The 19,042-nt window shown below is 52.2% G+C and carries 13 protein-coding genes; 2 read left to right on the top strand and 11 right to left on the bottom strand.

Annotation, left to right across the window (positions count from 1 at the left end):
• Positions 1 to 17 precede the first annotated feature (17 nt).
• Positions 18 to 1,088, top strand: a complete 1,071-nt coding sequence (locus EC843_RS13515; RefSeq protein WP_133522394.1) for a DUF1176 domain-containing protein — start codon at positions 18 to 20, stop codon at positions 1,086 to 1,088.
• A gap of 59 nt (positions 1,089 to 1,147) precedes the next feature.
• On the opposite strand, the gene lysS is transcribed toward EC843_RS13515, so the two are convergent.
• From lysS to EC843_RS13465, 10 genes are all read right to left on the bottom strand, one after another.
• Positions 1,148 to 2,665, bottom strand: a complete 1,518-nt coding sequence (gene lysS / locus EC843_RS13510; protein WP_133522393.1) for a lysine--tRNA ligase — start codon at positions 2,663 to 2,665, stop codon at positions 1,148 to 1,150.
• A gap of 206 nt (positions 2,666 to 2,871) precedes the next feature.
• Positions 2,872 to 4,341 carry a dipeptide permease DtpD gene (gene dtpD, locus EC843_RS13505; protein ID WP_133522392.1) on the bottom strand — a complete coding sequence of 490 codons (1,470 nt, stop codon included), beginning with the start codon at positions 4,339 to 4,341 and terminating at the stop codon, positions 2,872 to 2,874.
• 211 nt (positions 4,342 to 4,552) lie between these two features.
• Positions 4,553 to 6,700, bottom strand: a complete 2,148-nt coding sequence (cadA, locus tag EC843_RS13500; protein ID WP_064548826.1) for a lysine decarboxylase CadA — start codon at positions 6,698 to 6,700, stop codon at positions 4,553 to 4,555.
• Positions 6,701 to 6,781: 81 nt separating this feature from the next.
• The gene (cadB, locus tag EC843_RS13495) at positions 6,782 to 8,119 is read right to left on the bottom strand and encodes a cadaverine/lysine antiporter (RefSeq protein WP_064548828.1); all 1,338 of its coding nucleotides are present in this window, start codon (positions 8,117 to 8,119) and stop codon (positions 6,782 to 6,784) included.
• A gap of 364 nt (positions 8,120 to 8,483) precedes the next feature.
• Positions 8,484 to 10,013 carry a lysine decarboxylation/transport transcriptional activator CadC gene (cadC, locus tag EC843_RS13490; RefSeq protein ID WP_133522391.1) on the bottom strand — a complete coding sequence of 510 codons (1,530 nt, stop codon included), beginning with the start codon at positions 10,011 to 10,013 and terminating at the stop codon, positions 8,484 to 8,486.
• Between the two features lie 360 nt (positions 10,014 to 10,373).
• Positions 10,374 to 11,477: a sn-glycerol-3-phosphate ABC transporter ATP-binding protein UgpC gene (ugpC, locus tag EC843_RS13485; RefSeq protein ID WP_064548830.1), complete on the bottom strand. Its 1,104-nt coding sequence runs from the start codon at positions 11,475 to 11,477 to the stop codon at positions 10,374 to 10,376.
• Positions 11,478 to 12,431 carry a carbohydrate kinase family protein gene (locus tag EC843_RS13480; protein WP_133522390.1) on the bottom strand — a complete coding sequence of 318 codons (954 nt, stop codon included), beginning with the start codon at positions 12,429 to 12,431 and terminating at the stop codon, positions 11,478 to 11,480.
• A 25-nt stretch (positions 12,432 to 12,456) separates the two neighbouring features.
• Positions 12,457 to 13,296 (bottom strand): carbohydrate ABC transporter permease, encoded by an 840-nt coding sequence (locus EC843_RS13475; protein ID WP_133522389.1) that lies wholly within the window; start codon positions 13,294 to 13,296, stop codon positions 12,457 to 12,459.
• Positions 13,293 to 14,195 carry a sugar ABC transporter permease gene (locus EC843_RS13470; RefSeq protein WP_064548836.1) on the bottom strand — a complete coding sequence of 301 codons (903 nt, stop codon included), beginning with the start codon at positions 14,193 to 14,195 and terminating at the stop codon, positions 13,293 to 13,295. Before EC843_RS13470 ends, EC843_RS13475 begins: the two co-directional genes overlap by 4 nt.
• Before the next feature lie 53 nt (positions 14,196 to 14,248).
• Complete coding sequence (locus tag EC843_RS13465; protein WP_064548838.1) at positions 14,249 to 15,499, bottom strand: extracellular solute-binding protein; 1,251 nt, start codon at positions 15,497 to 15,499, stop codon at positions 14,249 to 14,251.
• A 302-nt stretch (positions 15,500 to 15,801) separates the two neighbouring features.
• On the opposite strand from EC843_RS13465, the gene EC843_RS13460 reads away from it, so the two are divergent.
• Entirely contained in the window at positions 15,802 to 16,974 is a 1,173-nt protein-coding gene (locus tag EC843_RS13460) for an ROK family transcriptional regulator (RefSeq protein WP_202914398.1), read from the top strand.
• 26 nt (positions 16,975 to 17,000) lie between these two features.
• Here the strand turns inward: EC843_RS13460 and betT are convergent, their stop codons facing one another.
• Entirely contained in the window at positions 17,001 to 18,995 is a 1,995-nt protein-coding gene (gene betT / locus EC843_RS13455; protein WP_064548841.1) for a choline BCCT transporter BetT, read from the bottom strand.
• Between the last annotated feature and the right edge of the window lie 47 nt (positions 18,996 to 19,042).

Raw genomic sequence — 19,042 nt, 5'->3', positions numbered from 1 at the left:
AATTCAATGGATGCACTATGACTAAATGGAAATACACGCCCAACGTTTTTAGTAAGCACAGCGCCCGTATTTGTATCGCGGGTCTGGTATTAGCCATATCTCAGAGCGCTGGCGCAGCTTCTTCATCGGATGCGTTAAGTTTCACACATAAAGACTGGGATTTGGTGTGTGATAACACGCTGACCTGCCGTGCAGCTGGCTATTCAGCAAACGATGTCGATCCTGCATCAACCGTCTTGATAACCCGCAAAGCGGGGCCATCGACCGCTGTTATCAACCAGGTGATGCTTGCCGACTATGACAGCGAAGCCGCCAGCAAAACACCAGGGCAACCCCTGCTGCTAATAGATAACCAATCGCTGGGCAAACTTTCCACGGCGGATGGCGATGTCTGGACAATGAGTGAAAATCAGTTCACTGCATTCAAGCAGGCCTTGCGTCGCGACAGCAAAATCAGCTTTAAAAACAATCTTCATGAATACGTTTTCTCCGGTGCAGGTTCCAGTGCAGTACTGCTGAAAATGGATGATGTTCAGGGCCGCGTGGGTACCACCGGTGCGCTGATAAAGAAAGGGAACAACAACGAATCGGCGGTCAAAATGCCCGTCCCGGAACCGGTGATAGTGAAAGCCCCGGTGCGCGATAAACAAAGCCGTGACATGACACCGCAGGAAACTGCGCTGATTAAACCGTCTATCATCAAGTTTACCGGTGCAGATAGTGACTGCGATGAAGAGCGAATCAATGGCACCTGGCAAATTGCCAGCCTCAATGAAAACCAGTCACTGGTGATTGCGCCATGCTGGATGGCTGCCTACAACTCCGGGGATATGTATTTTGTGATTAGCAACGATATGTCCAGCCCAGCAGAAATAGTGACCGACAGCGCAACCTCCTGGGATGATGGCATCGTTGAATTTTTCATGAAAGGCCGTGGTCTGGGTGACTGCCTGAGTGTGGAACAATGGGTATGGGATGGTAAACATTTTGTGCACAGTGCAGCCCGGAGCACCGGGCGTTGTCAGATGATCCGGCCAGGCGGTGCCTGGGAGATGCCGACACTGACAACCAAAGTCGTCACGCACTAATGCACCACAAAAAAGCCCCCTCACCTGTCTGAGCGAGGGGGCCTTATCTTTATAGCAAGTTACTTCTGCAGACGCATCGCAGGGAACAAGATAACGTCGCGAATGGTGTGGCTGTTAGTAAACAGCATCACCATCCGGTCGATACCGATGCCCAGGCCAGCGGTTGGCGGCAGGCCATATTCCAGCGCGGTCACGTAGTCTTCGTCATAGAACATTGCTTCGTCGTCACCGGTTGCTTTCGCGTTCACCTGCTCGAGGAAGCGCTCAGCCTGGTCTTCAGCGTCGTTGAGCTCGCTAAAGCCATTACCGATTTCACGTCCGCCGATGAAGAACTCAAAGCGGTCGGTCACTTCCGGGTTCACGTCGTTACGGCGTGCCAGCGGAGAAACTTCGGCCGGATACTCAGTGATGAAAGTCGGCTGAATCAGGTGTGCTTCTGCCACTTCGTCAAAGATTTCAGTAACAATGCGGCCCAGGCCCCAGCTCTTCTCAACCTTGATACCAATAGACTCGGCGATAGCTTTTGCCGAGTCGAAGTTATCCAAATCCGCCATATCCGTTTCCGGGCGATGCTTTTTGATAGCTTCACGCATCGTCAGTTTTTCAAACGGTTTGCCGAAGTCGAAAGTCTGTTCGCCATATGGCACTTCCGTTTTACCCAACACAGTCAGCGCCAGAGTACGGAACAACGATTCGGTCAGTTCGATCAGATCTTTGTAATCCGCATACGCCATATAGAGTTCCATCATGGTGAACTCTGGGTTGTGGCGCACGGAGATCCCTTCGTTACGGAAGTTACGGTTGATCTCAAATACCCGTTCGAAGCCGCCAACCACCAGACGTTTCAGGTACAGTTCCGGCGCGATACGCAGGTACATGTCCATGTCTAAAGCGTTGTGATGGGTGATGAACGGGCGTGCGGATGCGCCGCCAGGGATCACCTGCATCATTGGGGTTTCGACTTCCATAAAGCCGCGAGCCACCATGAACTCGCGCATAGTGGCGAGGATCTGCGAACGGACTTTAAAATTGTGACGCGATTTGTCGTTGGCGATCAGATCCAGGTAGCGCTGGCGATAGCGGGCTTCCTGATCCTGCAAACCGTGGAATTTGTCCGGCAGCGGGCGCAGCGATTTGGTCAGCAAACGCAGCTCGGTACAATGGATAGACAGCTCGCCAGTTTGGGTTTTGAACAGCGTACCGCGAGCGGCAATAATGTCGCCAAGGTCCCATTTTTTAAACTGTTCGTTATAGACACCTTCAGGCAAAGCATCACGTGCAACGTATAACTGAATACGACCGCCCATATCCTGCAAAGTCACGAAGGAAGCTTTCCCCATGATGCGGCGAGTCATCATTCGCCCAGCAACAGAAACTTCAACGTTCAAGGAGGTCAGTTCTTCGTTATCCTTGCCATCGAATTGCGCATGCAATTGGTCAGAAGTATGGTCACGACGAAAATCATTCGGGAAAGGAATACCCTGCTCACGCAGCGCAGCCAGCTTTTCACGACGAGTTTTCAGTTCATTATTAAGGTCAATTGCCTCATCGGCACATTGTGCTTGTTGTTCAGACATGTTGGTTCCTCATTTCAGGCATCATTGCCAAAAAATCGCACGATATAATAATGGCGCTCTTAGATTCATTTCAGGCTGATTTCACTCAGCAATAGCCAAACTTAAGTTATTTAATCGCTGGCTTACACCACCACCAGAACATCCTCCTCCTAACAGCCAAACGGTGCAAGGAGCAGGTTTACACCTGCTCCTTGTATGGATAAAAATCAATCACTGTGAGGTTCATGCAGGCAAGGCACCGGTGGGGAAAACAGCAATCGGGCACCAACAGCCAGCAGCACAATCACCGCCACACAGCCAATCGTCCACTCACCCATTTGTGAGAAGAAGTGCTGGTAAGCGGCAATTGCCGTTTCACTGATACTGGATTCAGTGGTCTGTTGCGCCACCAACCCCGCCAGCCAGTTCGCCACCGCACCCGTTGCCAGCATGTAGATGCCGGTCAACATTCCGGTTACGCCTGGCATATTCAGACGTGTGATCTGCGCCATGGCGACCGGGTCGATAAACAGTTCGGCAAACCCCATCAGAGCCAGTCCACCCACCATCAGCCCCATCGAGGCCTGGCCATCAACCGTGCCGTGACGGGCGTTGAGGGCCAGCATCATAAATCCGCAGCCCATCAGCAGCAGGCCAAAGGCGAATTTCAGCCACACACGGAACACGGAACGCGTTTTTCCATCTGGGCGAATCAGCCAGGCCAGGACTACGCCTCCGGTCATCACCGCAACAGCATTGACCGACTGGAACAGCGCCGTTGGCACTTCAATATTGAACAAGCGGCGGTTAACAAAGTTATCGATAAACAGACTGATAGAGCTGCCGCCCTGCTGTGCCAGAACCCAGAACAGTGTGCCAGTCAGCATCAGCAGGACGATTTGCCACAACGCGCGACGGTGATGCGGGGATGAAATCATGATCCGCGCCACCATCTGAGCGGCAAAGACACAAACGATCGCCAGCAGATAACCTGACCAGTTATTTTCCAGCAGCAACGTGAAAAAAACCGGAGCCACGCATAACATCACCACCAGCCAGCCCCAGGTTGGCAGCACAAACTTCACCGCGCACAGCGCCTGCTTGTCGACGCCACGGGTATTGCTGAAATGGCGATGGCCGCTTAAAAAAATCAGCAGACCGATAAACATGCCGATCCCCGCCAGCGCAAAACCGATGTGCCAACCGTACCACTGTGCCGTCAACCCGCAGGCGATGGGTGCGGCGATTGAGCCCACATTTCCCGCTGCATAAAGCAGCGAAAAACCGCCGTCGCGACGATGATCGTCCGCGGCGTACAGTTCGCCCAGCAGGCAGCTGATATTGGATTTGAACAGACCATAGCCACAAATAATGATCGCCAGCGCGAGATAGAGGCTCCAGGTTGAGTCTGATTCGAAGCCCAGCACTACGTGGCCGAGCGTCATCAACAGTGCACCGGCAATCACGGCCGTGCGATTGCCGAGCAGGCGGTCGGCAAGCCAGCCGCCGAGAATGGGTGTGACATAAACCAGAGAAGCGTACGCGCTGAATAGACTGATGGCGTGGCTGTCATCAAAGCCAAGCTGATGGGTGAGATAGAGGATAAGTAAGGCACGCATGCCGTAAAAGCTGAAGTATTCCCAGATTTGAATCGCGACGATGTAATAGATCGCGCGCGGCTGTGAGGGTGTTTTCATGAAGTCTCCCTGGTGCAGGTAAAAGGGAAATGGTTGATAGCAAACCTTTATGCGTAGGTCGGATAAGCGCAGCGTCATCCGACACTTTTATCTGTAACAACAGGAGAAAATGGTGGATGGCGCTATCGCTTATCCACCCTACAACACCTGTTTAGTGACCTTTGTCCGCAATCTAAAGGGAAGTGGCAAGCCACTTCCCCTGGAACTTCAATTACTTGTTGTTTTCTTCTTTCAGCACTTTAACGGTGTAACGACCATCCGCCTGGCGATATGCGCCATGGATGTCGGTTTCGAAGCCCGGATAGTGAGCGCCGATTTCACACAGCATCTGCAAGAATTCCAGTACCGGACGGCTCTCTTCAGTGATCATCTCACCAGGCATAACCAGCGGAACACCAGGAGGATACGGAAGGATCATGTTGGCGTTGACGCGGCCCACCATCTCTTCGAGATACACTTCTTCGGTTTGACCATGCAGCTCTTTCTGGAATGCCACGTACGGAGTCATCATCATGGCTGGCAGCACTTCGAATGCACGGAACATCAGGTCCGGCAAGTTGTGATGCGCGACCAGTTTGTGAATATTTTGCGCCAGATCCTGAACACGCATGTTTTCATAGAATTCAGGATCTTCACGGTACAGAGACGGCAGCATGTTTTTCACGCGCAGGTTCAGGTCGAACTCACGTTTGAAGTCGGTCAGCGCACGCAGCAGGCTCAGAGCTTTGGTCTTGTCGATACCGATGCTGAACAGGAACAGCAGATTGTACGGGCCGGTTTTCTCAACAATGATGCCGTGCTCATCGAGATATTTCGCTACGATGCTGGCCGGAATACCGAACTCATCCATGGTGCCATCTTTCTTCATCCCCGGCGTCAACATGGTGACTTTGATCGGGTCAAGATACATGTGTTCGTTGTCGATGTTTTTGAAACCGTGCCATGCGCTGTCAGAGCGCAGCGGCCAGCATTCCGCACCATCGATATGTTCTGGCTGCCAGACGTCGAAGAACCAGCCTTCAGACTCACCTTTCAGGCGTTTGATCTCTTTACGGAACTTGATAGAACGCTCAATTGAGCCATCAATCAGACGCTTACCAGAGTTGCCTTTCATCATCGCCGCAGCGGTTTCTGTCGACGCAACCACACCATAATGCGGAGAAGTGGTGGTGTGCATCATGTAGGTTTCGTTGAAGGTCTCTTCGTTGACATCACCTTTCACGTGAATCATTGAAGCCTGAGAGAACGCCGCCAGCAGTTTGTGCGTGGACTGAGTTTCATAAATCACTTTCCCTTCCACACGGCCACCGCTCATACCGCATTTGCCAGCATAAATTGGTGAGAAGTTGGTGTATGGCACCCATGCTGAGTCAAAGTGGATTGACTTAACATCGAGGGTTTTCTTGATGAAATCAGTGTTGTACAGCAGGCCATCATAGGTGGAGTTAGTGATAACCGCGTGCACCGGCCAGCTCGCGTTCGGGGTCTCTTTCACACGTTTGGCGATAGTGGCGCGCTGGAATTCACTCTGCGGAATACCACCCAAAATACCGTAAGCATTACGAGTCGGACGGAAATAAATCGGCGTAATATCGCTCATCATCATCAGATGGGTCAGCGATTTGTGGCAGTTACGGTCAATCAGCACGGTGCTACCGGCAGGTGCCGAATACATGCCAACAATTTTGTTAGCCGTTGAAGTCCCGTTAGTCACCATGTAGCTGCGTTCAGCGTTAAACACACGAGCGATATACTCTTCTGCTTCTTTGTGCGGGCCGCTGTGATCCAGCAAAGAACCCAGTTCAGAAACTGAAATTGAGATATCTGATTTCATGGTATTGGAACCAAAGAAATCATAGAAGATGCTGCCTACCGGGCTTTTCTGGAAAGCGGTGCCGCCCATATGGCCTGGAGTACAGAAAGTGTATTTACCTTCACGAACATATTTGAACAGTGCTTTGGTCAGTGGCGGCAGAATAGTGTCGATGTATTCATCGGTGTTCTGTTTGATTTTATTCGCGATATCTTCAGCAGCACCCAGCGCGTATTCGAAGAATCGAACCTGCAAACGCAGATCGTTCAGGCTAACGTCCAGCGTAGAGTAGGTGTTCGCAAATGCGTATAACGGCATGTATTCATTGCATTTGCTGATTTCTTCGCACAGCTCGAGATTGTATTTATCCCAGTCGAAAATCACACCGCACAGGCGGGCGTTATTTTCGATAAGCTTCAATAAGTCTTCGCGGTCATTCGGATAGACAATACGGAAGTCCAGGCGTTCAAGGGCGCGATGCAGTTCACGGATAGGCTCTTCTTTAAAGTAGACGCCCATGTGATTCATGATTGCGATAACGTTCATAGTAGAATCTCCAGGTATGGGGAGCCCCTCCCATCACGAAGTGACAGGTCAGGAAGGTGCTCCAGGAAAAGGGGTTAGCGATTAAAGCGCGTCAGCGGTAGAGCTGTCGGTTGCGTCGTTAGCATGTTGACGCTGGTGCATTTTGCGGCCGTAGAACATCAGGATGATCAGGCTGACGATAAAGGTGCCGGCCAGTTCGAAGGAGCTTGCCCCCATCAGCGCGATGAAGCAGAACGCACAACCCAGTACCGAGCAAATCAGGCTCACGAAGTTGCGAATGTTGAAGCCTTCGAAACGAATCAGGTCAACGCAGGAGTAGAAGTAAGGCAGCATGGTCAGCAGTACCGCGATACCAGTCAGTTCGCCAAACAGGTCAGAAGCTTTACCACCGCTGGAGTTCATCAAGGTGATCAGCACCATCAGCGCAGTCATTTTCACGGCAGCCAGCAACAGACCTTTCTTAGGAATACCGTTGTTATCCACTTCACCGTAAATTTTCGGGAAGTTACCGTCACTTGCTGCACGAACACCGGCTTGACCCACCAGCATCATCCAGGAACCGAGAGAAGTCAGACACGCAAAGGCGGTGAATGCGGAAACCATTGGAGCCGCCCAGCTGCCCATAATCGTTGAAGCACTGATAGCGAACGGCGCACCGGATGCCGCCATCTGAGCCGCAGGATACATACCGGCGATAACCTGAGTGGCTGCGATATAAACCACACCTGCCATCGCTGTTCCCAGCATGGTTGCCAGTGGAACAGTACGCTTAGGATTTTTCACCATACCGGTACTGACCGCAGCGGATTCAACACCCACGAAGGCCCACAGGCAGAGCAGGATACTTTTGATGACCGCGTGGCTATCAGTGGTGTTGGAAGTGTTCCAGTTCGCCTGATAGGTTGCCGCGTCAAACCAATGCCAACCGACAATCGCAGTAATCAGCACCGGAATTAATACCAGCACCAGACCAATAGTGGTCAAACGGCTCACCCAGGTACCACCGAGCATATTCACGAAGGTAAATATCCAGACGATAGCAATACAGGCGATGCCAGCCGGAATGGGGTCATTCAGAATTGGGAAGAATGTAGAGAGATAAGAAACAGCGGTAATACCGATTGCCAGATTACCAATCCAGTTTGCGTGATAATAAAGCACACCAGTCTGGAAACCGAATGCTGGAGATATTTCCCCGGCATAAGCAATTGGGCCACCTTGCTGTGGATTCTTGGTTGCCAGTCGGGCATAAACATAAGCCAGAGACATTGCACCAATAATAGAAATAACCCAACCCCAAATAGCAATACCACCGATGCCAGCGAGGTTGGCAGGTAATAATGCAATACCGCTCCCCATCATATTACCAGCGACAACGCCGGTACATGCAAATAGCCCTATTTTCTTGGCAGAACCCATGTTGCTTATCTCCTAAGTTTATTTGGGCGGTACAGGTCATGATATTGAAACTGGTATTGACCCGACCTACTGCCAACAAGATTAAAGATTCATAAAAGATAAGTCCTAAAGATAAAGTGAAATAACAGCAAACATCAGACAAATGACATCTTGACCTTTTTTAATTAACATATAAGGATGACATGTTGATATCAAAAAAAGATAAACATAGTTTATTTACAGCAACTTACACACACCTTACAGTGTTATAATTGTGTTGTATGCAGGTGTTAAAATGCCAAATATAGGTAACATTCAGAGTGCTGGTGAGAAACATAAGTTTAACCTCATCATACTCAAAACCATGAGCATGATGAGGGTTTACTTATTCTGAAGCGAGGAAGTTATCTAAATAAGGAACAACACTGGTCACTGAGGTCTGGAATACCGCATTTTGAATCCAGTAAAATGTATTATCACCTGGGCGTAAATTGAAAGCGGTCAGATAAGCATCCGCAGCTTCACGGTTCTTTCCTTTCATTTCGTAGACTTTGCCAAGCAGCACATAATTCATCCACGACATTTCCAAGTCGATACCGCTATTAATAGCCGCATAGGCTTCATCTATTTTTCCCTGACCTAGCAGATAGACGGTTTTGATTTGATAGTAAACCGCCAGGTCTTTAGCGCCGGGCATCTCGCCTAATTTGGCAACCTCTGTATAAAGCGTTTTGAGTTGTTCTTTATCCAGCGTTTGTTGCGAATGACGTAATACATCCACCAGCATTTTTTCTGCAAAGGCGTAAGAAAAGTCAGGAGAATCTGCCAGCACATCGTCCAGTAGCGCACTGGCTTTATCTAATGAATCGACATCGCCATTCATTAATAACTGATGCGCCTGGTAGAAGTGTATTAACGCCGAGCCATGCGACGGTTGGTAAAGTTTGAGCATCGTCAACATGCGGTCCGGCCACGGCTGCTTCAATGCTTCCGATAAGCTGCTCAACAAGTCGCTCTGAATCGATAACTGATTGTCGCTGGTGATGAAATAACGCTTATCCATCATCGTTGAACCGTCAGCATTATCCACCAATTGCACAGACATAAAGCACTGCTGCGCACGATAGTGCCGCTGATTAACGAACTCAATGGTCAGCGTTTTACCTGAACTACTTGGCTCATTGGCGTTGTAGTTGGTTTTATCATGCACCATAAAAGTGGAGAAGGTGTTCAGCGAAGTGGTCATCAGGCTGCCCAGTCCTACCGCATAGGCATCTTGTGAGGCCCGGTTAACACATGAATTACCTTTGAGCAGATGGATATCAATATCGCGCGGATTCAAAAGCAAACGCGCTTTGGTACGCGGCGGTTGCGAGTCCATCGTCGATAGTGCAACCAGCGCCACACAAGTGCCTAACGCCAGTAAAAACAGCAGCCAGACCCAGATGGTGGCGATACGTTTCGGCTTCACCGGTTTCACGCGAGGCGGTTGATCTTGCGTTATTGCTGCTGCGGACTTTGGGGCAGGAAGATCCACTGCTGACGCAGACGCCGCGGGTGTAATCACAGGCGCTGGCGCTTCACCCTCTTCGGTACACCAGACTACCGGTACCGTTAGCTTATAGCCGCGTTTTGGCACCGTCGCAATGTATTCCAGGCTGCCGTCCTCGCCATCTTTCAGCGATTTACGAAGCTCAGAAATACTCTGCGTGACGACGTGGCTGGTGACCACGTTACGCGTCCAGACGTTATCGATAAGCTCGTCCCTGCTGAGCACTTCATCAGGGTGGCGGGCAAAGAAAACCAGGAGATCAATAAGACGCGGTTCTAGCGTAAGCTGGCGTCCCTTCCGGCTGATTTGGTTATCAGAAGGTGTAACCAGCCACTGCCCCACGCGAACAACAGGTTGCTGCATAAAAAAGAGCCCAAAAGGAAAAGGCGCGATGATAGCACAATTCCACCCCCTAACTTTGATAGGGGTCATCACCCTTTACACGTTATGTCCTTCTGGATTTATTTCAATAAGGCAGTTTTTGATCCTTAAAACAAACTGAAACACAATATTAACAACTATGACAATTTGGTGGATGACACAACATCACCAGCCCCGTAGGTCGAATAAGCGCCAGCGTCATCCGACACAACATCACCAGGCCCGTAGGTCGAATAAGCGCCAGCGTCATCCGACACAACATCACCAAGCCCGTAGGTCGAATAAGCGCCAGCGTCATCCGACACAACATCACCAAGCCCGTAGGTCGGATAAGCGCCAGCGTCATCCGACAAAATCAGTTTCTTCCGCGAGCCGCTCACCGGTCTGGGCATCGAACAAATGAATCGCTTCGCTGTTGGCTTCCAGATACAAAGGTTGTTCGGTACTGGCGCGCGCGCGTCCGGCGAACTGCACATGTAGCGGGAAACCACTCCAGTCAATGTGCAGCAAACTGCTCTCTCCGGTCACTTCCAGCAAGCGCAGCGTGGCAGCGGGTTGCTCACTGTGCGCGACGGGTTTCAGATCATGCGGGCGCAAGCCAAGCGTCACCGGTTTGCCCGCACAATCCATAGCCTGGCGCGCCCATTTTTCCGGCAGCCCAAACCACAGCTGATTGCAGCTCACGCCCGCTTTACCGCCGATATTCTGGAACACGCCGCTCAACAGGTTCATCGGTGGCGAGCCAATAAACCGCGCCACAAAGGTGTTCACCGGCTTGTCGTAAATCGACAACGGGTCGCCCTGCTGAACGATCAAACCGTCTTTCATCACCACGATGTTATCCGCCAGCGTCATTGCCTCAATCTGATCGTGTGTCACATACACCGTGGTGGTACGAAACTGCTGATGCAGCGATTTAATTTCAGCACGCAATTCCATGCGCAACTGCGCATCAAGGTTGGACAGCGGCTCGTCGAACAGAAACACTTTCGGGTTACGCACCAGCGCCCTGCCCATCGCCACACGCTGGCGTTGGCCGCCGGACAAATCTTTCGGCAACCGTTTGAGCAGATGATCAATGCCCAGCACTTTCGCTGCCTGCTGCACCTTCGCCTGTTGCTCGGCCTTTGGCACTTTCTTCACCTGCATATGGAAGGCCATATTTTCAGCCACGGTCAGGTGTGGATAGAGCGCATAACTTTGGAACACCATCGCAATATCGCGGTCGGCCGGGTCAAAATTATTGATTTGCTGCTTATCGAGCAGAATGTCACCGTCAGATAACGACTCCAGCCCTGCCAGCAGGCGCAGTAAAGTGGATTTCCCACACCCCGACGGGCCGACCAGCACGGTGAAACTGCCATCCGGAATAGTCAGATTCAGCGGTTTTAGCACCTGCACTTTGCCGTAATTCTTCGCGACTTTTACCAGTTCAACCTGAGCCATTCAGTTTTTCTCCACAAGGCCAAAAAGCGATTGCCAGTCGGGATAACGGCGCGGGGAACTGCTAATCGCACAACCCGCGACGCGAACACCCCAGTGCAGCGCCGTGGCAGGCGGCAGGCCATAAATCAGCGCGGATAAAAAGCCAGCATTAAAACTGTCTCCGGCACCGATGGTGTCCACCACCGCAACCGGCTCGGCTGACTGAGTCAGCGCCAGGTTCGCCGCCCATAAACGCGCGCCATCAGGGCCACATTTTGCAATGCAAAAGGCATTTTCTGACATGTTAGCCAACAGGCTACGCGCGGCTTCATCAAGCGTTGGCTTATCCGCCAGCCCTAACGTTTCAACTTCATTAAGCAGCAACGCATCGCAGAACGGCAGCCATGTGGCGGTCTGCTCACGCAACGTATTATTCCAGCCCTGCGGCGGCCAACCGCTATCGACGGCGACCTGATAACCACGCTGTTTGAGCGTGGCCAGCAGTTGCGGATACTCGGCATACAGCGCGGTACAAAGCCAGGTGCCGCACAGCAAAACCCAATCGCCAGGCTGGGCGGCTTCCGGGATTTGCGCCAGAACATCCTGCAACGAAAGACGGACAATATGCCCCTGGTTACTGAAAAAGGTACGTTCGTGGTCGGGATGAGTGACGCCAAAGGTCAATGACGTTTCGCACTCACAGGTTGGCCAGTGCGGTGCACTCTCCGGAAACAGGCTCGCCAGCCAACCGGTGAACTGATCGTTGCCCTGATTGGCGACTAAACGATAGGGCGATTCCAGTGCCGCCAACGCCAGCGCACAGTTTCCGGCAGAACCACCGGGGCGCAGCGAGCTGCTTTCGAGCATCGCTTCGGTGCCCTTTTTCGGCCACTCGTGCAGCGTGCTCATGATCAAATCCACATTGATATTGCCCACCACATACAGCGTGGCGCGGGTGTCAGGTTTTGCTTTCATGGGTGAGGATTCTCCGTGTCCATCATCAGCCTTTGCTGCCACCGGCAGTTAATCCGCTGACCAGCGTTTTTTGCAGCCAAAGCGCAATAAAGAGCGGCGGTATAGCCGCAAGAATACCAACGGCGGCAATTAACCCGTCGTCGGTAGCACGCCCGGCGGTGAAACCGGCAATGGTGACCGGCAGCGTCTGGGCGTTGATATTGTTGGTAAACAGCAGCGCGTAAAAGAATTCATCCCACGCCAGCAGCCAGCCAAACATTGCCGAGGCGCCGAGTGCCGGTTTTGCCAGCGGTAACGTAATCTGCAGCAACACTTGCCAGTAACGCAAACCGTCCAGACGCGCGGCTTGCTCAATATCAATCGGCAGCGCATCAAACTGGTTTTTCAGCATCCAGGTGAGGAACGGAATAATCATCGAGCAATACACCAGAATCAGCCCAAGGTGTGTATTAAGCAGCGTCAGCTTTTCGAGGATGAAATAGAGCGGCAGCACGAACGCCACGGGTGGCACCATGTAAATCGCCAGCCCGCCAAACAGCCAGATGTCGCGCCCCGGATAGCGTGAAAAGCTGTACGCCGCCGGGATTGCCAACAGCAGCGAAATCACTGTCGAACCGCAAGCCACCAGCAAACTGTTGCCCAGCGCATGCAGGAACAGCGCGCCAGGTTTGCCCTCCTCTAACGTCAGCAGGCTGGCATAGCGGCTGAAATCCCACTGGCGTGGCAGCCATTCCAGCGGAACTCGGGTCAAGTCGGCAGCCGAACTGACGCTCATCAGGAACATCCATAACAACGGCGCAAGAATCGACACAGCTAACACCAGCGCGGCCAGATAACGCAGAATAAGGCGGATTTTCTGTTTCATTCGACGCTCCCTGAACGGCGCTGGCGCAATAACATCAGCATATAAATCAGAATCAGCACCGCACAAATCAGCGTCATCAGAATCGCGTAAGCCGCGCCGCTACCGGCACGCAAATAGCTGAACGATTCCTGGTAGACAAAGAAGCTGACGGTTTTGGTGCTGTCGAGCGGCCCGCCACGGGTCATCACGTAGATAATGTCGAACACTTTAAAGGCGTCGATGGTGCGTAAAATCAGCGCCACTGCCAACGGTGCGGCAATCGCCGGCAAGGTAATTTTGCGAAAACGCCGGAAGGCCGATGCGCCGTCCAGTCGTGCTGCTTCAAAGAGGTCGTCCGGGATAGTCTGCAATGCTGCCAGTACCAGTAACGTGACCAGCGGATAGTTCTTCCAGATGTCGGCAAACATCACCGCGTTAATGGCGGATGACGGGTCGCCAAGCCAGCTACGGTAGTTATCAATCAGCCCGAGCTGGGTTAGCAAGGCGTTGATGCTGCCGTAATCCGGATTGAAGTTCAGCCGCCACATCGTGGCATTGACGATAGTCGGCAGCGCCCACGGTAAAATAACCAGCACGCGCAGAATGCTACGCCCCCAAAACTGCTGGTTGAGCAACAGCGCCGTCAGCACGCCAAGAATGCCTTCGAAAATCACGGAGACAGCGGTGAAATAGAGCGTTCGCCACAGTGCTTCGCGAAAGTCGGGGTCAGTCAGCGCATAGAGAAAGTTATCACTGCCTACCCAGCCCGGTGCGCTGCCATCGCCAATTAATCCGGCATCGGTAAAGCTGAGCCACAACGTGCGAGCCAGTGGCCAGGCGGTGAGCAAGAACATCATCAGAAGCATAGGGGCCAGAAGTAGCCAGGCCTGGCGTTTCTCGCGTTGCGGTAATGTGAGCATTCAGTGTTCCCGGCCCGCCATAGCCAGACTATGGCGGGCGTGTTGGTGAATAATTAACGCAAACGATCGGCGGCGGCGGTTGCCGCTTCCATCCCCTCTTTCGCCGGGGTTTTACCCTGCAATACTGCCTGGATGTTTTGCTGCAAAATGTTCGACAAACGCGAGTAATCCGCGGTGACCGGACGAGACAACATCACGTTGAGCGAGGTTTTCGCGGCAGCAATCAGTGTCTCCTGGCCTTTCTGTACCGCCGGATCATCGTAAGACGATTTCCAGATAGGCAGGCTCAATTTGGCGTATTTGTCCTGTACCGGCTGCGAAGTCATGTAACTGATGTATTCCCACGCCTGATCCGGATGCGCACTGGCTTTGGCGATACCCAGCCCCATCGAACCATTCACACCAGCCGCACCGCCTGCGGTTTCACCCGGTGCCGGAACCACGCCAACATCACCCGCGACTTTGCTCTGTTTCGGGTCGTTCGCCATGTTGTACATATACGTCCAGTTCAGGGCGAAAGCGGCATCACCGTTGGAGAAGGACTTACGCACATCTTCTTCCAGATATTCACGGGAATTCGGGTTGGTCAGCCCTTTATCCAGCGTTTGTTTCATGTAATCGATAGCTTTCATGGCTCCGGCATTGGTGAAGTTCAGCTTGCCGTCTTTATAAAACTCACCTTTAAACGCCGACACCAGCGTGGTGTAGTCGCACAGCAGCGCTTCGGACTGCGACCAGCTCCAGACCAGCGGGTATTTCACAATGCCTTTTTCTTTCAGGATCGCCGACTGCTTCTCAACATCAGCCCAGGTGGCAGGCGGCGTGGTGATCCCCGCTTTTGCCAGCATCGCTTTGTTGTAATACAGATATTTGGTATCGAGGATCCACGGCATGCCCCAGCGTTTGTCTTTGTAGGTCACGGTGGAAATCGCGCCATCAAATATTTTGCTGCTGACGTCTGCCGGAATACGGGTGGTTACGTCCTGCAATAGCCCAAATTTGTTGAATTCAGCAGGCCAGATGGCATCGAAAAGCACCACGTCATAACCTTTATCACCGGCACCGCGAGCGGCAACAATCTTGTCGTGTAGCGCTTCGTAAGGGACAAATTCGAGGTTCACTTTGATGTCAGGATGCTGCTTAGTGAAATCTGCGGTCATCGCGCGGATATCGGCTTCACTGTACGCCGCCTGGGTCATAAACAGCGCACTGAGCGTGGTTTCAGCCAGCGCACTGGCACTGTATCCCAGAGTGAATAAAGAGAGGGCGCACAGGGTGGCCGCAGGGGTAAATCGTAGGCTCATCGTCATTCTCCGAAACAGGGTTAAGTTGATTAAATCAATTTGATTGCTTTAATTGACTAAAAAAAATGGCATGGCGTTAGCCAGCCCTGCGTCCCTGCCGGATGATGCTTTGCTACTGGGCATTAAAAATCGAAGCATGTTAAAAACAAATAATTACTGACGAATATCATTAACACGTCAATAACATTCAAAGCTGTGATGCGACCGTCAAATTCATATCGCCGTATTAATAAAATCAAATTGATTGCTGTATTCACACTCCGCATACTGCCGGTAAGGTTTTCCGTGGGGAGAATGATGTGATAACAACTTCTGGCACCAATCTCGAACACGCTCGCGCCCACAATCGGCGGGTGGTTATTGAAGTGATTCGCCTTAATGGCGAACTTACCCGCGCTGAAATTGCCCGTCTGACCTCGTTAACACCGCAAACCGTTTCTAACATCGCCACGGAACTTGAACAGGTGGGGATTATCTCCGCTCATCTGCCGCGTCGTGCCGGCGGGCGGGGTCAACCAGCAACGCCACTGACACTCAATCCCGATAGCGCCTATTCCATCGGCATCCATCTTGATCATCAATCGCTGCTGGTTGTACTGGTGGATCTTGCAGGCCAGGTTCGCTTTCGCAAACTGGTCCATGTGCAAAAACCCCAGCCGGAACCCACTCTGGCCCTGATTGATCAAATACAGCAAGAAATGCGCCAACAAGTGAAAATCGACTGGCGAAAAATGTTAGGCATCGGCGTGGTGATGCCAGGCCCTTTTGGTGTTGAAGGTATTTCCTCACAGGGGCCAACCACCCTGCACGGTTGGGATAATGTGGATATTGAGGCGCGTTTGAGTGCGCTAACCGGCTGGCCTGTCACCCTCGAAAATGACGCCACGGTCGCCGCTATTGGTGAGCGTTTTCACGGGGTCGCCAGGCAATTATCCTCATTCGTGTACCTGTATATTGGCACGGGACTGGGGGCGGGGATCTTTACCGATGGGCGAATTTACACCGGGCATGCACACAATGCGGGCGAAATCGGCCACATGGTGGTGCAACCGGGCGGCCGCGACTGTTATTGCGGAAACAAGGGCTGCCTCGAACGCTATGTGTCGTTACAGTCGGCATACGAAGCCTGCGGGCTGGACCCCATGTCGGCGATGCCTGAAGACCTATTAGGCGTCGATGAAGCGTTGTTCGATAGCTGGCTGGATACTGCCGTAGAGCCTGCCTGCCAGGCCATCAATATTATGGAATGTGTGTTCGACGCGCAGTGCGTGATTATTGGTGGGATGATGCCGCAACCGCTGGTTGAAAAACTGATTAACCGCCTGACACCGCTGTACAATTCCGTGCGTAGCCGTTATCCGAAAAGTGCCAGAATTCGTATTGGAATGTCCGGCAGCGACACGCCTGCTTTAGGTGCCGCCGCATTACCGATCTTCGATGAATTTAACCCGCAGTATGAAGTTTTGTTGAAATAGCCGCCCCACAAGAGGGGCGGTACAAATTATCGAACCAAATGCAGGAAATGCAGGTGTTTCTCGTACTGGTCGAGAATATCGTGAATGATCTGTTCTTGCGTCCAGCCCATCACGTCGTAATCCTGCCCACCCTCTTTCAAATGCACTTCGCCGCGATAATATTTCAGCTCTTCCACGCGCTCATCATCGCTTAATCCGGACATCGCAAAAGCGGGCTGGATATAAGCTCGCAGGCGCACTTCATAAACAAAATTCAAATCCTCACCAAAGTCGACTTCGAAACGAATACGGTCATCGTCTGACTCATCGATGGTGGCAACCGAGCCTTGTTTTGCCAGCTCAGCTTCTACCAGCGACATAGCCGGTTGCACGACTTCACCGACGAAGCGCTTTACCTGAGAACGTTTCGGGAAGTAGGCGATATTACGCAAACGGCGCTGCCACGAGATAGGGTTGCGTGCCGCCGTTGGCGCAATGGTGGTCATCATCTGGCTGTCTTGTTTATAAGCGTCGATGCGCAACGCTTTCAATAAACCGTAAATCGACACCAGCAGGATGACCGAGAACGGCAACGCACTGGCGATGGTCACGGTTTGCAATGCACCCAGGCCACCGGCAATCAACAAAGCAATAGCCACCGCGCCCATCATGGCCGCCCAGAAAATCCGCTGCCAGATAGGGGTTTGGTCCGAACCGCCGGAAGCCAGAGAATCGACAACCAACGCGCCAGAATCCGCAGAGGTGACAAAGAACACCACCACCATAGCCATCGCAATGCACGACAAAATATTCGAGAACGGGAAGTGTTCGAGGAAGTTAAACAACGCCAGCGAAACGTCGCTTTGCACCGTGGTTGCCAGATCCGTTGCGCCCTCATTCATGATCAGGTGAATGGCGCTATTGCCGAACACGGTCATCCACAGCAGAGTGAAGCCCGCCGGGACGAACAGCACGCCAGTCACGAATTCACGGATGGTCCGCCCGCGCGAAACACGGGCGATAAACATCCCCACAAACGGTGACCAGGACAGCCACCAGCCCCAATACAGCAGCGTCCAGCCACCCAGCCAGTTGCTGGATTTCGGCTCGTAGGCATATAAATTAAAGGTTTTGCTGACTATCTCAGAAAGATAGCCGCCGGTGTTTTCGACAAACGATTTCAGCAGCAACACTGTCGGGCCAAGAATCATCACCAGCGCCAGCAACAGCACCGCCAGGCCAAGGTTTAATTCGGACAAAATACGGATGCCTTTATCCAGTCCCGAAACCACCGACAGCGTAGCCAGCCCGGTTATCGTCACAATCAACACCACCTGCACGGTTTCGTTAATTGGCAGACCGAACAGATGATTCAGACCCGCGTTAACCTGCAACACGCCATAACCCAACGAGGTTGCCACACCGAACACGGTGCCAATCACGGCAAAAATATCGACCGCATGGCCAATCGGCCCATAAATACGATTGCCGATAAGCGGATACAGTGCTGAGCGTAACGTCAGCGGCAAATTGTGGCGATAGCTAAAGAACGCCAGAATCAATGCCACGATGGCGTAAATCGCCCAGGCGTGCAGGCCCCAGTGGAAGAAGGTCAAGCGCATAGCTTGTTTGGCCGCTTCCACTGTTTCCGGCGTACCGACCGGCGGAGAAAGGTAGTGCATCACAGGTTCCGCGACGCCAAAGAACATCAGGCCGATGCCCATTCCCGCAGAGAACAACATCGCAAACCACGAAACGTAGCTGAAATCAGGTTGCGAGTGATCCAGCCCCAGTTTGATATTGCCGTAACGCGATAGTCCCAAAAACGTCACAGCCATCAGGATCAGCGCCACCGCCAGAATGTAGAACCAACTGGCGTTTGCGAAAATGCCCTGTTGCAGCGCTTTGAATTTGCGATCGGCAAGTTCCGGATACAGTGAAGAAAATGCCACAAGGGCGACGATAAGAGCAGAAGAGATAAAAAATACCGGGGGATTGATATGACTACGACGGGCCACGTTTTCCGTGTCGTTTTGACTCATAAAATACCTTTTGATTATTTCGTTTAGAGCATTCGATAACTGGTAAA

It is taken from the genome of Buttiauxella sp. JUb87 (genome assembly GCF_004361975.1).
Classification (GTDB): Bacteria; Pseudomonadota; Gammaproteobacteria; order Enterobacterales; family Enterobacteriaceae; genus Buttiauxella; species Buttiauxella ferragutiae.
This window is presented reverse-complemented; position numbering and strand designations above follow the sequence as displayed.